Raw genomic sequence first — 15,876 nt, 5'->3', positions numbered from 1 at the left:
CTTCGGAAAAAGCCTTCAGCCTGCGCGTCCGCGCGTTCCCCAGTGAGACCAGCAACCTGGCTGCAGGCTGAAACGTGTCGCCACGGCGTCATGTCGGCGACCCGAAGAACAGGACCCGTATGAGGTGCGTGTAGTCGGATTCGAACACCATGATGGCCACAAAGACCAGTACCAGCACCGGAGGCAGCAGGATGGCATAGGCGAGCGCCAGCCGCTCCCATGCCATGTGCATGAACACGGCGACGATCAAACCGGCCTTCAGCACCATGAACAGCAGGATCAGCGACCATCTGAGATAGCCGTGAAGGCCAAAGTAGTCGACGAGATAGGAGCCGGTGCTGAGGACGAACAACCATCCCCACACCACGAGATAGAGTTTGATCGGGTGCTGCTGCCCCTCTGCGTGCGTGGCTCCAACGGCGATTGCGTCATGCGCATGGGTTTGTCGTAAAGGTTGTCGTTCATCTATTACTGCTGTGCTTGTCATGCGCCGACCTCACCAAAGATAAAAGAAGGCAAAGATGAACACCCAGACGAGATCGACGAAATGCCAGTACAACCCCATGATTTCGACGTTCTCGTATTGTCCTTTCCTGCTCGTAAAAAAGCCGCGCCTTTCGACGTCGAAGTCGCCGCGCCAGACCTTTCGCGCAATCGCGATCAGGAAAATCACACCGATCGTCACGTGGGTGCCGTGGAAGCCGGTGATCATGAAGAAGCTTGAACCGAACTGCGCTGCGCCCCACGGATTTTCCCAGGGCCGTACGCCCTCCATGATCAGCTTGGTCCATTCAAACGCCTGCATTCCGACGAACGTTGCGCCAAAGGCCGCCGTGATAAGCATCAAGACTGCGGTTTTGACGCGATCGCGGCGGTAGCCGAAATTGACGGCCATCGCCATCGTTCCGCTGCTGCTGATCAGGATGAAGGTCATGATGGCGATCAGGATCAGCGGAATGTGGTGGCCTGCGATGTTGAGGGAGAAAACTTCGCTCGGGTTCGGCCACGGCACGGTCGTGGACATTCGCGCGGTCATGTAGGACAGCAGGAAACAGCTGAAGATGAAAGTGTCGCTCAGGAGGAAGATCCACATCATGGCCTTCCCCCAGGAGACATTCTTGAAGGCGCGCTGATCCGAGGACCAGTCGGCAGCGATGCCTCTCCAGCCGCCCTCAAGCTGTGCAGGCGGTTGTACGGAATGTGTCAGCACAGTCTCCGCCATCTGGCTTCTCCCTAGGTGAGCAACCGGCGACAGATGTCGACGAAGTTGTCCGTCCAGCCCGTCAGCAGCCCGAGCAAGGCCAACCAGACCAACAGCAGGAAGTGCCAGTAGATGGCGCAGAGTTCCACACTCAGGCGCATCTGAGCCATTTCAACGCCACGCCATGCCTTGGCAGTCGTTCTGCCCAAGGCCACCAGGCCGCCGACCAGATGCAGTCCGTGCGCCGCCGTGATCAGGTAGAAGAACGAGTTGGCTGGGTTGGACGCGACGAAATAGCCGGCAGCCCTCAGCTGCTGCCACGCCAACAGTTGCCCAACAAGGAATGTAATGGCGGATGCTGCCCCTGCGCATAGGCCGATGGAGACATTCTCCATGTCGTCCCGCCGCGCAGCCACGTATGCCCATTGCAGCGCAACGCTGCTAAGGACCAGAACGCCCGTATTGACCCACAGCAGCCCGGGCACGGGCAGCGTCCGCCAGTCCACCATGTTCATGCGCATGGAGTAGGCGCTGATGAAGAGTGCAAACAGCGAACCGGCGACGGCGAGAAATACGCCTAGCCCGATTTTCGCTGCGGGCCAGGTCATTGCGCCCGTGCCGGGGAAGTTACCGATCGGCCCTTCCTCCAGCCAAGGTTTGGACGTCAGCCGTTGCTGCGAAAGCCACCATCCGGCGATGACCGCAATCACCGCCATGAACAGGACAATGGCGCTCACGGCGCGGCCCCCTGCAGGGCCGGTATCGCGCGTGGCTGGTTCTGCGGAATGAAATCCTGCGCAGCACCCGGCACGCTGTAGTCATACGCCCATCGATAGACCACTGGAAGCTCCTTGCCCCAGTTGCCGTGCCCGGGTGGAGTCTCCGGCGTCTGCCACTCCAGTGTTGTCGCCCGCCATGGATTGCCACCAGAAGGCCTGCCCTTGAAGTAGCTCCAGGCAAGATTGAACAGGAACACCATCTGGGCGAAGCCCACGATCAAAGCCATGATGGAGATAAAGGCATTGAGCGTATGGGTCGATGAGGGGATAAACGCCGCTTCGCCGATGTCATGATACCGGCGCGGGACCCCGAGCAATCCAATGTAATGCATGGGGAAGAAGATCAGATAGGCGCCGAGAAACGTCACCCAGAAATGAAACTTGCCCAGCGCATCGTTGAGCATCCGTCCCGTCACTTTGGGGTACCAATGATAGATCGCGCCCATCACAACCATGATCGGGGCCACACCCATCACCATATGGAAATGCGCGACGACGAACATGGTATCCGATAGCGGCACATCCACGACCACGTTGCCGAGAAACAGGCCGGTGAGCCCGCCGTTCACGAACGTAATGATGAAGCCGAGCGCAAACAGCATCGGGATGGTGAGGTGGATGTCGCCGCGCCACAGGGTCAATACCCAGTTGTAGACCTTGATGGCGGTCGGGATGGCGATGATGAGCGTCGTGGTGGCGAAGAAGAACCCGAATTTCGGGTGCATGCCGCTGACGTACATATGGTGCGCCCATACGACGAAGCTGAGCGCGCCGATCGCCACGATGGCCCACACCATCATGCGATAGCCGAAGATGTTCTTCCGCGCATGGGTGCTGATCAGATCGGAGACGATGCCGAAGGCCGGAAGTGCGACGATGTAGACTTCGGGATGGCCGAAGAACCAGAACAGATGCTGGAACAGGATCGGGCTGCCGCCGCCATACTTCATCTGCTGCCCCATCTCGACAAGTGCCGGCATGAAGAAGCTCGTTCCCAGCAGGCGGTCGAAAAGCATCATGACCGAAGCCACGAACAGCGCAGGGAAGGCTAATAGCGCCATGACAGTGGCCGTGAAAATGCCCCACACCGTCAGTGGCAAACGCATCAATGTCATGCCCCGCGTGCGCGCCTGCAGCACGGTCACCACGTAATTCAGGCCGCCCATGGTGAAGCCGATGATGAACAGGATCAGCGAGGCCAACATGAGAATGATGCCCCAATCCTGTCCGGGGGTGCCGGAGAGAAGCGCCTGCGGCGGGTACAGGGTCCAGCCGGCGCCGGTGGGCCCGCCGGGCACGAAGAAGGTCGATGCCAGCACCAGGACTGCGAGCAGGTAGACCCAGTAGCTCAGCATGTTCACATAGGGAAATACCATGTCCCGGGCGCCGACCATCAGCGGGATAAGGTAGTTGCCGAAGCCTCCCAGGAACAATGCCGTGAGCAAATAGATCACCATGATCATCCCATGCATGGTGATGAACTGGAGATATTGATTTGCATCGATAAAGGAGAACGTGCCGGGAAATCCCAATTGCAGCCGCATCAGCCACGACAGCACCAAGGCGACCAGCCCGATTGCCGTCGCCGTGAGCGAGTACTGGATGGCGATGACTTTGGCGTCTTGCGAAAAGACGTACCGCGTCCACCAGCTCCGGGGATGATAGAGATCAACCTCCGCCACTTCGGCAGGCGGGACATCTGTGACTGCATCATACGGAACATCGACCATAGAAATACCTCCTCGGTCGTTTCCATCGGGAGTGAAGACCTGGCCTCACGCGCCCGATCTATCTTTGCAACGGCACTTACTTGCCGCCGGATTTGTACGTTGCCTTCGTAACGGCGCTTCGGCCTGACAATTCTGCAAACGTCTTCTGTTGCTCCAGCCAGGCGTGATACTCGCTTTCTTCCTCGACGACGACCTTGGCGCGCATCTGCGCGTGCGCTGCGCCACACAACTCGGCGCACAACACATCGAACGTCCCGGTGCGGACCGGAGTCATCCAGAAATAGGTGACCATGCCGGGCACCATGTCCATCTTGGCCCTGAATTCAGGCACGTAGAAATCGTGCAGGACATCGACGGAGCGGAGTAGAACCTTGACCGGCTTTCCGACCGGGAGATGCAACTCGCCACTTTCGACCACGACGTCGTCCTGCCCGTGCGGGTCGTCGCGATTCAAGCCCATGGGGTTATCGGGATTGATGTAGCGGACGTCGGTCGTGCCCATCCGGCCATCTTTCCCCGGGAGGCGGAAGCTCCACTGCCACTGCTGGCCCATGACCTCGATCTCGGTGGCATCAGCCGGAACCGTGACGAACTGGTGCCAGACAAACAGGCCCGGTGCCAACATGGCGGCAACGCCGATTGCCGTCCCAATGCTGAGCCACCATTCGAGCTTCTTGTTTTCGGGATTGTAGTGCGCCTGCCTTCCTTCCTTGTGATGAAAACGGAAGACGCAATAGGCCATGAAAGCGATCACCGCGAAGAAAACGATACCGGTGATCCAGAAGGTAATGCTGATGGTATGATCGATGTAGCTCCAATTAGTGGCGATCGGCGTCCACCACCACGGGCTGTAAATGTGAAACAGCACCGAGCCGATTGCGACCAGAAGCAGTATGATGGCGACAATCATCCCTCATTCCTCCTTGCCACCAAAGGCAACGGAGATGAATCAAAGGGCGGAGCTCGCACCTGTCTTGATGGCTGACTTCACATGCGCCATCGCAGTGCGTCTTGCCTCGCCCAACTTTGAACCGGTCGCGACATCCAACGTGGCTCGGAGCGCACGTTACGACCGCAATTCATCGGATCCGGGCGTCAGAAAACAGGATGATACGCGTCGGGGACGGCGTCAATAGATCACTTGAGCCTCGGGAGGTGTGCCGACGCCGTGCGTTGGCGAGCGTGAGGCGATTGTTTGATGATGACGCAATGCACCTAATGTCCGCCAACGTGCACACTCACCAAACCGTGAGCGCTGCCTAAGCTTGGTAGCGCTACAGTCATTGGGCAGGTCGCGACAGGTTTCGTCCGGCTAGGCTGCTTTCGATGCATTTGCCGTGCTCGGCTCGACCGCGACTCTCGCACACCAGGGCGGAGACGCGCAGGTTGCGGCGTGTCGTTCGACCGCCGCAACATGGGAGGGTGCGTCCATGGCCACTCTGTATTCCGAAAGCATCGCAAAAGTAGGACGGCACGTATTCGGCGAGGCTACCCGAGTTCCGATTCGTAAAATCGAACTTTCCGACCTGGGCGAGGCGCTCCGCCTGGGGTGGGAAGACTTCCAGGCGATGCCGAGCCACGCGGTTGTGGTGTGCGTGATTTATCCCGTTCTCGGTATCGCCCTGTTCAGGATGGTCCTCGGCTATTCCGTGCTGCCGCTGCTGTTTCCGCTGGCCGCTGGGTTTGCCTTGATTGGACCTTTTGCCGCGATTGGCCTTTACGAGCTCAGCCGTCGTCGCGAACGCGGCGAGGAGGTCAGCGTATCGGATGCGCTTCACGTGCTGCGCGCTCCAGCTTTCGGCGCCATGCTCGAACTCGGCGTCCTCCTGCTCGTTCTGTTCGGGGCCTGGATCGGGGTAGCGAATGCCATCTACGTTGAAATCTTCGGTCATGCTCCGGCCGCAAGCATCCCCGATTTCGCCAACCGCGTGCTGACGACGCCGGACGGATGGCTGCTCATCATCGTCGGTTGCGGCGTTGGCTTTCTTTTCGCCGTTGTGGCGCTGTGCGTCAGCGTTGTGTCGTTTCCGTTGATGCTTGACCGCCATGCGACTGCGATCGATGCCATCAGGACGTCAGTGTGGGCTGTGATTAAAAATCCGATTCCGATGGCCGGGTGGGGGCTAGTCGTCGCCGCGCTGCTGGTGATCGGTTCGCTGCCGCTCTTCGTCGGCCTCGCCGTCGTTCTGCCGGTGCTCGGTCACGCCACTTGGCATTTATACCGGAGGGTCGTGGAGCCGAATCCCAACCCGCCGGAGGATCATCCCCACCTGCGGAAGGGACATCGCTACGCGGCGGATTTTCCGGCCGTTCTCTTCCCGTGGAGCCGTGAACGCGAGCCATAGCGACCAAACGCGAACCCGCGTTCGCGCCTGCCGACGGAATGATAGCCGGCGCTACTGCTTCGGCGGGATGAAGGTTGGGCCGACGGTGCGGATCTTGTCCTTGTCGCCGGTCGCGGCCGTGTCGGCCGGAGGCGCCGCGGGCGCCGGTGCTGCGGCGGTGCCGGCGGGCGCCACGCCCTTCTTGGCGGACGGGGGCGGGCTGTTGCCCTTCTGCCCGCGCTGCTGCATCCGTCTCGCGCTCTCTTCGGTGACGATGATGTCGCCCTGTTCGACGCCGGCGCGATCATCGACCGACTTCAGCGCTTCCGACCAGGTCTGGCCTGCGGCCTTGCAGGCACAGGAGGGATTGAACTCGGTGCGGAACTTGAAGGCGTTCGGCAGTGACGTATAGGGCTGGCCACTGATCGAGACCGCCTGGTTGATGTCCTCGCCGGGATTTCGGTAGGTGAACAGTGTCGCTTCGGTCGCCGGGCAGAGCGCCTTGCAGGTGCGCTCGTCATCCTGAAACCGCTGTTGATAGGTGGCGAACGACACCGGGAAATAGCCGCCGTCGCAGGTGCGGACGCAGACGGTGCGGAAGGTGCCGGACGGTGCGCCGAGATCGGCGCTCGGCGGCGGCAGCGTGGCGTTGTTGTTACCGAACAGGCTGTCGATGAAATTGCCGGGGCCGCGCGCGGCTGCGGCATATTGCGGGCCGCAATTGTTCTGCGCGAGCGCCAGCAACACCGAGCGGCGCTGGTTTTCGCGCTCATTGCCGCCGATCCCGCCGCTGCGCAGCCGCTCCAGGCTGGTGGTGATCTGGTCGAGATTGGCGCGCATCTGCTGAATCTGGTTGTTCACCGGGCCGCACTCGGCGGAGCGGCCGCTGAACAGCGAGAAGAAGCCGGAGCTTTCGCAGCCCATCCGCTTGGCCTGCAGCGTGACGCGATCGAGTTCGCCCTGCTGCTTGCCCTGGGCCTCCTGATAGCGGCGGATCTGTTCATCCTTGGCGGGATCGCCGGTGCCGGCGCCGCGGTCGATTGTCGCCAATTGCCCTTCGAGGCGGATGCAGATCGGGTTTGCTTGCGCGTTCGGCGGCGGATCCTGGCTCATCTGAGCCATCGCGTCCTGGGGCGTCTGCGCCGCAGCAGGTACGCCCGTGGCGACGCCGAGCAGGAGGGCGCAGGTCAACATCCGAAGGGAAGGGGAAATGTTGCGAATTCTGAGCATGTCCGGCCATTGAGGGCTGTTCCGCGCGGGGGCTAGCGAGCCTGACGGCGCGGTCATGGCAGCATTCTGCGGCCAAGGCTGCATCCAATAGCTGCTTCTCAGGGCAGCGTCACGTCGTTTCCACGGCGCCGATGTGGCAAGCGGGTCGTTGATTCTACGGACAATTCAGCTTTCGGTCGGCCCTCACGCGCTAGCGCTGGCAGGTGATTGCCACATATTCGCCGCATGACGGGCCCGTGCAGCGTTCGCCGCCGTCGCCTGGAACCGTGGCGGTAATCTCATTATGCTCGACACGGCGGTAGGCGCTGGCCTGCGCAAATTCCCGTGACTGGCAAAACGCGCGGGCGGCGTGGGCGCCGCATTTGTGTCCTTCGGCGAGGCACTCGTCGACCCCGTAGCCATCGGCTTGGTTGGCCACGATGAAGACGCGGCTATCGGCCGATGCGGCCGAAACGGCGCCAAGCAGGAAGGCACTGGCAAGGAGTGCGGAGGGAAGTCGCATGGGAGACACCGGCAGGGAGAAGGGACTGCGCCAGAACTAGGCCCAAAGAGTTAATAATGATTAACCATGAGCCTTGGGGGCGGCAGCGATTGGGATGAGTTTGGCGACCTGTTCGGCGCCAAATCAGGCACAAGCAAGGCCTTGACGGCGTCCCTTGGATACCGCAATGGTGGAACCATGAACGGTCTCCTCGCCATCTGCAGCATTTGCCGCGAGATTATTAGCTAGCGATTCGCTGGCTGAGGCCGTCTTTTCTCAAAACTGAGATCATCGGACGCCCGGCCGCAAGGGATTGGGTACCTATGGAACTGCGCCTCTACGATACTTTGACGAAGGAGAAGCGGCCGTTCGTGCCGCTCGATCCGAACAACGTCCGCATGTATGCATGCGGACCGACGGTCTACGACTATGCCCATATCGGCAACGGCCGCGCGGCGATCGTGTTCGACGTGCTGTTCCGCGTGCTGCGCCATCGCTATGGCGCCGGCCACGTGACCTATGTCCGCAACATCACCGACGTCGACGACAAGATCAACGTCCGCGCCGCGCGCGATTATCCCGGCGTGCCGCTCAACGAGGCGATCCGCAAGGTCACCGAAGAAACCTATAAACAGTATCAGGACGACGTCACCGCGCTGGGCTGCTTGCCGCCGACGGTGCAGCCGCGCGCGACCGAACACATCCCGGAGATGCGCGCGATCATCGAGAAGCTGGTCGCGGGCGGCTTTGCCTATGTCGCCGAAGACCACGTGTTGTTCTCGCCTTCAGCGATGAACGAATCTAATTCGGTGATGCCGCGCTATGGTGCGCTGTCGAAACGCTCGCTCGACGAGATGATCGCCGGGGCGCGGGTCGACGTCGCCCCCTACAAGCGCGACAACACCGACTTCGTGCTGTGGAAGCCATCGAAGCCGGGCGAGCCGTCATGGCCGTCACCTTCGGGCATCAAGGTCGAGGGACGTCCGGGCTGGCACATCGAATGCTCGGCGATGGCCTGGAAGCATCTCGGCGAGAGGTTCGACATTCATGGCGGCGGCATCGACCTGGTGTTCCCGCACCATGAGAACGAGCTCGCGCAGACCTGCTGCGCCTTTCATTCCGACCGCATGGCGAATGTCTGGATGCACAATGGCTTCCTGCAGATCGAGAGCGAGAAGATGTCGAAGTCGCTCGGCAACTTCTTCACGATCCGCGACATGCTGGCCGACTGGCCGGGCGAGGTGCTGCGTCTCAACATGCTGAAGACGCATTATCGCTCGCCGCTCGACTGGACGCTGAAGGGTGCGGAAGAGAGTGCGAAGACGCTCGACGACTGGTACGCGGTCGCGGCCGACGCCGAAGGCGGCCAGCCGTCGGCGGCGATGGTCGAGGCACTCTATGATGACCTCAACACGGCGCAGGCCATGGCCATCCTGCACGGCCTTCGCAATGCGGCCGCCTCCGGCGGGGAGCGCGAGCGGGGCGAGTTTGCGGCTTCGCTTCGGCTGCTCGGCTTCCTCTCGGTGAGCGCTGCCGAGTGGAAGGGGCGCAAGCAGCAGGCGAGCGGTATCGATGCGAATGAGGTCGACCGCCTGATTGCGGAGCGCGCGGCGGCGCGTGCGCGAAAAGACTTCAAGGAATCCGACCGCATCCGCGACCAACTCGCCGCGATGGGCGTTGCCATCAAGGACGGCAAGGATGCCGACGGAAAACCCGTGACCACCTGGGAGATCGCGTGATGGAAAGGCCCGATACGCCGTTCCCGAAACACTGGCTGTATTATATCGCGCTTAAGATCGCGCTGATTGCCGGCGCCATCGCGCTGGCGACCAGGCTTTACGGATTGTGGTAGGAGCCATGGGACAGGCATTGCCGAAACCCGGCTTGCGGCCGTTTCTGCCGGCGGATGGGTCGATGCTGGCGGCGATCTTCGTTGCCGCCATCGAGGAACTGACCGGCGACGATTACAGCGAGGCGCAGCAAGAGGCCTGGGCAGCGGTTGCCGAGGATGAAGCTGCCTTCGGCAAGAAGCTTGCCGGACAGTTGACGCTGATCGCGACCATCCAGAATGCGCCGGTCGGTTTCGCTTCGCTGAAAGGGGCTGACCATATCGACATGCTGTTCGTTCATCCGAGCGTGGCGGGGCAGGGCGTTGCGACCATGCTGGTCGATGCGCTGGAGAAACTCGCCGGCGCGCGCGGCGTCAAAACCCTGACGGTCGATGCCAGCGACACCGCCGAGCCGCTGTTCCGTAAGCGCGGCTATACTGCGAAACAACGCAACACCGTTTCGCTCAATGGCGAATGGCTCGCCAACACCACGATGCAAAAGGCGCTGGCGCCGAACGCCGCGCCGGGAGCGCCACAATGAGCCGCGAACGTCTTTATCTGTTCGACACCACGCTGCGCGACGGCGCGCAAACCAATGGCGTCGACTTCACGCTGCACGACAAGCAGGCCATCGCGCAGATGCTGGATGAACTCGGCATCGACTATGTCGAGGGCGGTTATCCCGGCGCCAATCCGACCGACTCCGAATTCTTTTCTGCCAAGCCCAAATTCGAGAACGCCAAATTCACCGCGTTCGGCATGACGCGCCGGCCGGGCCGCTCGGCCTCGAACGATCCGGGACTGGCGGCGCTGATCGAAGCCAAGGCCGACGCGATCTGCTTCGTTGCCAAATCCTCGGCCTACCAGGTGCGCGTGGCGCTCGAGACCACCAACGAAGAAAACCTCGCCTCGATCCGCGACAGTGTCAGCGCCGCCAAGGCGGCCGGCCGCGAGGTGATGGTCGACTGCGAGCACTTTTTCGACGGTTACAAGGAGGACGCCGATTTCGCGCTGGCCTGCGCCAATGCGGCCTATGAGTCCGGCGCGCGCTGGGTGGTGCTGTGCGACACCAATGGCGGAACCATGCCGCACGAGATTGAGACCATTGTCGGCGCCGTCGTCAAGCACATCCCGGGCAGCCATGTCGGCATCCACGCCCATAACGATACCGAGCAGGCGGTCGCCAATTCGCTGGCCGCCGTGCGCGCCGGCGCGCGGCAGATCCAGGGTACGCTGAACGGGCTTGGCGAGCGCTGCGGCAACGCCAATCTCTGCTCGCTGATCCCGACGCTGCGTCTGAAAAGCGAATTCGCGGATATCCTGGAGATCGGCGTGACGTCGGACAAGATGGCGACGTTGATGAAGGTATCGCGCACGCTCGACGATATGCTCAACCGCGCGCCGAACCGCCACGCGCCATACGTCGGCGAAAGCGCCTTCGTGACCAAGGCCGGCATTCATGCCTCGGCGATGATGAAGGATCCGCATAGCTACGAGCACGTCGCGCCCGAATCCGTCGGCAATCTCCGCAAGGTGCTTGTCTCCGATCAGGCCGGCCGTTCCAACGTGATGGCCGAACTCGACCGCGCCGGCATCCCGTACGAGAAGAGCGATCCAAAGCTCGCTCGGCTGGTCGAGGAACTGAAGGAGCGGGAGGCGGCGGGCTACGCCTATGAGTCCGCCAACGCCTCGTTCGACCTCCTGGCGCGGCGCACGCTCGGCAAGGTGCCGGAATATTTCAAGGTCGAGCAGTTCGACGTCAATGTCGAGCAGCGGTACAACGCCAACGGCCAGCGCGTCACAGTGGCGCTTGCGGTGGTGAAGGTCGACGTCGCCGGCGAGCGGCTGATCTCGGCGGCGGAAGGCAATGGCCCGGTCAATGCGCTCGACGTCGCCCTGCGCAAGGACCTCGGCAAGTACCAGAAGTATATCGACGGGCTGAAGCTGATCGACTACCGCGTCCGTATCCTCAATGGCGGCACGGAAGCGGTGACGCGGGTGCTGATCGAGAGCGAGGACGAGAACGGCGACAGCTGGACCACCGTCGGCGTCTCGCCCAATATCATCGACGCCTCGTTCCAGGCGCTGATGGATTCGGTGGTCTACAAGCTGGTGAAATCAGGCGCGCTGGCGTGAGGTTGTTGCGCCGTCGTTCCGGGGCGCGAAGCGAACCCGGAACCTCGAGATTCCGGGTCTGGTCCTTCGGAACATCCCGGAATGACGGGGAGAAAGCAGGGGGGCCATTCCATGATCGATCACATCTCCGTCGGCGTCGCCGACCTCGACCGCGCCGCACGCTTCTATGAGGCAACCCTCGCAGCGCTCGGCCTTGTGCGCCTCGTCACCCGTCCGGCCACCATCGGCTTCGGCAAGACCTATCCCGAATTCTGGATCAACCTGCGCACCAGCATGGCGCCGGTGCCGCCGGGGAGCGGCACCCACATCTGCCTTCGCGCGAAAACAACCGATGATGTCGATGCGTTTCATGCGGCTGCCCTTGCCACCGGCGGCTGCTCCGACGGCACGCCCGGAATTCGGCCGCACGACCGCGTGAAATACTACGCCGCCTTCGTCATCGACCCCGATGGCAACCGCATTGAGGCCGTGACGTTTCCAAGCGAATGACAGCGTAGGGCGGATTAGCGCAGCGTAATCCGCCGTTGCCGCCAAAGCAAAGTTGGCGGATTACGCCTTCGGCTAATCCGCCCTACGAAGCTCGGCCGAACTACAGCTTCTGCGCCAGCTCCGGCGCCATCTCCTTGGTGCCGGCCGGTGCGCGCGCTGCGGCGGCGCGCAGGCGCGGCAGCACGTCTTCGATCCGGTCGGCCTTGAGAACGTCGATCTCGAACGGCGGGCGGATGAATTTGGTCTCACGCATATGCGTCAGCAGCGCGAACAGCGGTTCCCAGAAGCCGTCGATATTGGCGAGCAGCACCGGCTTGGAGTGACGGCCGAGCTGCTGCCACGTGACCTGCTCGACCAGCTCTTCCAGCGTGCCGACGCCGCCGGGCAGCGCCACGAACGCATCGGAATGCTCGAACATCAGCCGCTTGCGCTCGTGCATGTCAGGCGTGATGATCATTTCCTGGACATGCGTCAACATATGCTCGCGCGATCGTAGAAAATCCGGAATGATCCCGGTGACGAGGCCACCATGATTCAGCGTGGATTCGGCGACAGCGCCCATCAGGCCGACCGATCCGCCACCATAGACGAGGCGGATGTTATTTTCGGCGAAGACCTTCCCTAGGGCGATGGCAGCTTCGACAAAGCGGGGATTGGAACCGGGGCCGGAGCCGCAATAGACACAGACAGTTTTGATTTGATCCATCTCCATCATGTGGCACCGCACCCAATAAACCTCAAGTCTGACTACCTTACGCTGGTGCAGCAGAAATAGGCCCGAAATCCAACCAAACGGGGGAAAGATTTATCTTTCAAGGCTGTACGGGAGAGGTAAAGGCTTTATATGACGGGCGTATGCAGACTACCGAAACTTCCCAAGGGGTGACCGGTGTGCCGCCTCGCCGTGGGCGCGACGCCCATGGCTGACGCTGATTCGCACCCTCATGCCGCCGCGCCGTCAGACGTTTCCCCCGAAAAGGCGACCCTGATCGGGACGCTGGCGCATCTGTGGCCCTACATCTGGCCCGGCGACCGCGCCGACCTGAAGATGCGCGTGGTCTGGTCGATGGTGCTGCTGCTCGCCGCCAAGCTGGCGACGCTGACGGTGCCCTTCACCTTCAAATGGGCGATCGATGCGCTGAACGGCATGGGCAGTGCGCCGGTCGAGCCGTCGAACTGGATGCTGTGGCTGATCGCCTCGCCCTTGTTGATGACCGCAAGCTACGGCGCGGTGCGCGTCCTGATGGCCGTGCTGACGCAATGGCGCGATGGCATCTTTGCGCGCGTCGCGATGCATGCGGTGCGCAAGCTCGCCTACATCACCTTCGTCCACATGCACGAATTGTCGCTGCGTTTTCACCTGGAGCGCAAGACCGGCGGCCTGACGCGCGTCTTGGAGCGCGGCCGCACCGGCATCGAGGTGATCGTGCGGATGGTGATCCTGCAGCTGATCCCGACCATCGTCGAGGTCTCGCTCTTGATGGCCGTGCTGCTGTGGCAGTTCGACTGGCGCTATGTGCTGGTCACCGCCGTCACCGTCGTGATCTACATGTACTACACCTACCTCGCGACCGAATGGCGGATCGAGATCCGCCGCAAGATGAACGATTCCGACACGGAAGCGAATACCAAGGCGATCGATTCGCTGCTCAATTACGAGACGGTGAAATATTTCAGCGCGGAGCAGCGTGAGGCGGACCGTTACGACCGTTCGATGGAGCGCTACGAGCGCAACAGCGTGAAGACCTATACCTCGCTCGCGGTGCTCAACACGGGGCAGGCGATCATCTTCACCCTCGGCCTCACAGCGACCATGTTGATGTGCGCGCTCGGGGTGCGCAATGGCACCAACACGGTCGGCGATTTCGTCATGGTCAATGCCATGATGATCCAGCTTTACCAGCCGCTCAACTTCATGGGCATGGTCTATCGCGAGATCAAGCAGGCGATCATCGACATCGAGAAGATGTTTGGCGTGCTGTCGCGCAATCCGGAGATCAAGGATGTCGAAGGCGCTGCGCCGCTTGTGGTCAGCGCCGGCAATGTGCGCTTCGACGATGTGCGCTTTGCCTATGATCCGGAACGGCCTATCCTCAAAGGCCTGAGCTTCGAGGTGCCGGCCGGCAAGACGGTCGCGATCGTCGGGCCCTCCGGCGCCGGCAAGTCGACGATCTCGCGGTTGTTGTTTCGGCTTTACGACGTCTCCACGGGCCGCATCCTGATCGATGGCCAGGATATCCGTGATGTCACGCAGGCGAGCCTGCGCGCCTCGATCGGCATGGTGCCGCAGGACACCGTGCTGTTCAACGACACCATCCGCTACAACATCCGCTATGGCCGCTGGGACGCGAGCGATGCCGAGGTTGAGGAGGCGGCGCAGCTGGCGCAGATCGATAGCTTCATCCGCCATTCGCCGAAGGGCTATGAGACCCAGGTCGGCGAACGCGGCCTGAAGCTGTCGGGCGGCGAGAAACAGCGCGTGGCGATTGCGCGCACCGTGCTCAAGGCGCCGCCGATCCTGGTGCTGGACGAGGCGACCTCCGCGCTCGACAGCCACACCGAGCATGAAATTCAGGAGGCGCTGGAGCGCGTGTCGCGCGGCCGCACCTCGCTTGTGATCGCGCACCGGCTCTCGACCATCGTCGGCGCCGACGAAATTATCGTGCTGGATCAAGGGCGCATAGCCGAGCGCGGCACCCATGTCCGGCTTCTGGCCGCCGGCGGGCTGTATGCCAGCATGTGGAACAGGCAGCGCGAGGCCGAGGCGGCGCGCGAAAAGCTCGCGCAGATAGACGACGAGAATGCCGCCCCGAACCGCGCCCCGCCACCGGTCGACGATCCGCTCGACGACGGACCGAAGGGGCCGCCCGGGGGCGGACCCAAAGATTCCTTGGCAACTGCCGCGGAATAATCCAAAAGCAGCGCCACTTCCTAGAGGAAGGAAGCAACCAGCCAGCAGTGAGCCTCGATGTCGATTGCGAATTCCATCCGCGCGCAGATCCCGCCGATCCACCCGGAGGGCTATCCGTTCATCGGCATCTTTGCGGCGGTGAGCCTGGTCTTGTTTTGGATTTGGACGCCGCTCGGCTGGATCGGCACCGGCCTGACCGTCTGGTGTGCGCTGTTCTTCCGCGATCCCGTGCGTGTCACGCCGGTGCGCGATGGCATCGTGGTGTCGCCGGCCGACGGCCGCGTCTCCATGGTCGCGCAGGTGCTGCCGCCGGCCGAACTCGGTCTCGGCGATCGGCCGCTGCCGCGCGTGTCGATCTTCATGAGCGTGTTCAACTGCCACGTGAACCGCAGTCCGGTGGCGGGCCGCATCGACCGCATCGCCTACCGGCCCGGCGCCTTCATCAACGCCGAGCTCGACAAGGCCAGCGAAGACAATGAGCGCAATTCGCTCGTCATCTCGACCACCAACGGGCGGATCGGCGTGGTCCAGATCGCCGGCCTCGTGGCGCGACGGATTGTCTCATTCGTGCGGGAAGGGCAGTCGATCGGGGCCGGCGAGCGGTTCGGCCTGATCCGTTTCGGCTCGCGGCTGGACGTCTACCTGCCCGAAGGCACCAAAGCGCTGGTTTCCGAGGGCCAGACCGCGATTGCCGGCGAGACGATTTTGGCCGATTTCGGACTGGCCGAGCACGGCCGGACGTTCCGCACCGATTAACCCCCTTCGG

At 62.2% G+C, this 15,876-nt stretch carries 15 protein-coding genes; 7 read left to right on the top strand and 8 right to left on the bottom strand.

Annotated features, from left to right (window positions below; genetic code table 11):
• Positions 1 to 88 precede the first annotated feature (88 nt).
• The 5 genes from QA643_RS24155 to coxB form a co-directional block, all read right to left on the bottom strand.
• Positions 89 to 487 carry a cytochrome C oxidase subunit IV family protein gene (locus tag QA643_RS24155; RefSeq protein ID WP_283028386.1) on the bottom strand — a complete coding sequence of 133 codons (399 nt, stop codon included), beginning with the start codon at positions 485 to 487 and terminating at the stop codon, positions 89 to 91.
• 9 nt (positions 488 to 496) lie between these two features.
• Positions 497 to 1,222, bottom strand: coding sequence for a heme-copper oxidase subunit III family protein (locus tag QA643_RS24150; protein ID WP_283028385.1), 726 nt, complete (start codon positions 1,220 to 1,222; stop codon positions 497 to 499).
• A gap of 11 nt (positions 1,223 to 1,233) precedes the next feature.
• Positions 1,234 to 1,938, bottom strand: coding sequence for a cytochrome c oxidase subunit 3 (locus QA643_RS24145; protein ID WP_283028384.1), 705 nt, complete (start codon positions 1,936 to 1,938; stop codon positions 1,234 to 1,236).
• A complete protein-coding gene (locus QA643_RS24140) occupies positions 1,935 to 3,710 on the bottom strand; it encodes a cbb3-type cytochrome c oxidase subunit I (RefSeq protein WP_283028383.1) in 1,776 nt (591 codons plus the stop codon). The genes QA643_RS24145 and QA643_RS24140 overlap by 4 nt, the downstream gene beginning before the upstream one ends.
• A 76-nt stretch (positions 3,711 to 3,786) precedes the next feature.
• Positions 3,787 to 4,620: a cytochrome c oxidase subunit II gene (coxB, locus tag QA643_RS24135; protein ID WP_283028382.1), complete on the bottom strand. Its 834-nt coding sequence runs from the start codon at positions 4,618 to 4,620 to the stop codon at positions 3,787 to 3,789.
• Positions 4,621 to 5,140: 520 nt separating this feature from the next.
• On the opposite strand from coxB, the gene QA643_RS24130 reads away from it, so the two are divergent.
• Positions 5,141 to 6,055 (top strand): DUF2189 domain-containing protein, encoded by a 915-nt coding sequence (locus QA643_RS24130; protein WP_283028381.1) that lies wholly within the window; start codon positions 5,141 to 5,143, stop codon positions 6,053 to 6,055.
• Between the two features lie 51 nt (positions 6,056 to 6,106).
• Here QA643_RS24130 and QA643_RS24125 read toward each other — a convergent pair whose 3' ends face one another.
• Both QA643_RS24125 and QA643_RS24120 read right to left on the bottom strand, forming a co-directional pair.
• Positions 6,107 to 7,264: a DUF2865 domain-containing protein gene (locus QA643_RS24125; protein WP_283034910.1), complete on the bottom strand. Its 1,158-nt coding sequence runs from the start codon at positions 7,262 to 7,264 to the stop codon at positions 6,107 to 6,109.
• Between the two features lie 190 nt (positions 7,265 to 7,454).
• Entirely contained in the window at positions 7,455 to 7,766 is a 312-nt protein-coding gene (locus QA643_RS24120; protein WP_283028380.1) for a hypothetical protein, read from the bottom strand.
• A gap of 302 nt (positions 7,767 to 8,068) precedes the next feature.
• Between QA643_RS24120 and cysS the strand changes: the two genes are divergently transcribed.
• From cysS to QA643_RS24100, 4 genes are all read left to right on the top strand, one after another.
• Positions 8,069 to 9,484, top strand: a complete 1,416-nt coding sequence (gene cysS / locus QA643_RS24115) for a cysteine--tRNA ligase (protein WP_283028379.1) — start codon at positions 8,069 to 8,071, stop codon at positions 9,482 to 9,484.
• A gap of 118 nt (positions 9,485 to 9,602) precedes the next feature.
• Positions 9,603 to 10,115, top strand: coding sequence for a GNAT family N-acetyltransferase (locus QA643_RS24110; protein WP_283028378.1), 513 nt, complete (start codon positions 9,603 to 9,605; stop codon positions 10,113 to 10,115).
• Positions 10,112 to 11,710, top strand: a complete 1,599-nt coding sequence (gene cimA, locus QA643_RS24105; RefSeq protein WP_283028377.1) for a citramalate synthase — start codon at positions 10,112 to 10,114, stop codon at positions 11,708 to 11,710. Before QA643_RS24110 ends, cimA begins: the two co-directional genes overlap by 4 nt.
• 111 nt (positions 11,711 to 11,821) lie before the next feature.
• A complete protein-coding gene (locus QA643_RS24100) occupies positions 11,822 to 12,199 on the top strand; it encodes a VOC family protein (protein ID WP_283028376.1) in 378 nt (125 codons plus the stop codon).
• A 100-nt stretch (positions 12,200 to 12,299) separates the two neighbouring features.
• On the opposite strand, the gene QA643_RS24095 is transcribed toward QA643_RS24100, so the two are convergent.
• Positions 12,300 to 12,905: a TIGR00730 family Rossman fold protein gene (locus tag QA643_RS24095; RefSeq protein WP_283028375.1), complete on the bottom strand. Its 606-nt coding sequence runs from the start codon at positions 12,903 to 12,905 to the stop codon at positions 12,300 to 12,302.
• 213 nt (positions 12,906 to 13,118) lie between these two features.
• Between QA643_RS24095 and QA643_RS24090 the strand changes: the two genes are divergently transcribed.
• The gene (locus QA643_RS24090) at positions 13,119 to 15,110 is read left to right on the top strand and encodes an ABC transporter ATP-binding protein/permease (protein ID WP_283028373.1); all 1,992 of its coding nucleotides are present in this window, start codon (positions 13,119 to 13,121) and stop codon (positions 15,108 to 15,110) included.
• A gap of 57 nt (positions 15,111 to 15,167) precedes the next feature.
• Positions 15,168 to 15,866: a phosphatidylserine decarboxylase gene (locus QA643_RS24085; protein ID WP_283028372.1), complete on the top strand. Its 699-nt coding sequence runs from the start codon at positions 15,168 to 15,170 to the stop codon at positions 15,864 to 15,866.
• The last annotated feature ends 10 nt before the right edge of the window (positions 15,867 to 15,876 follow it).

Source organism: Bradyrhizobium sp. CB3481 (genome assembly GCF_029714305.1).
Taxonomy (GTDB): Bacteria; Pseudomonadota; Alphaproteobacteria; order Rhizobiales; family Xanthobacteraceae; genus Bradyrhizobium.
This window is presented reverse-complemented; position numbering and strand designations above follow the sequence as displayed.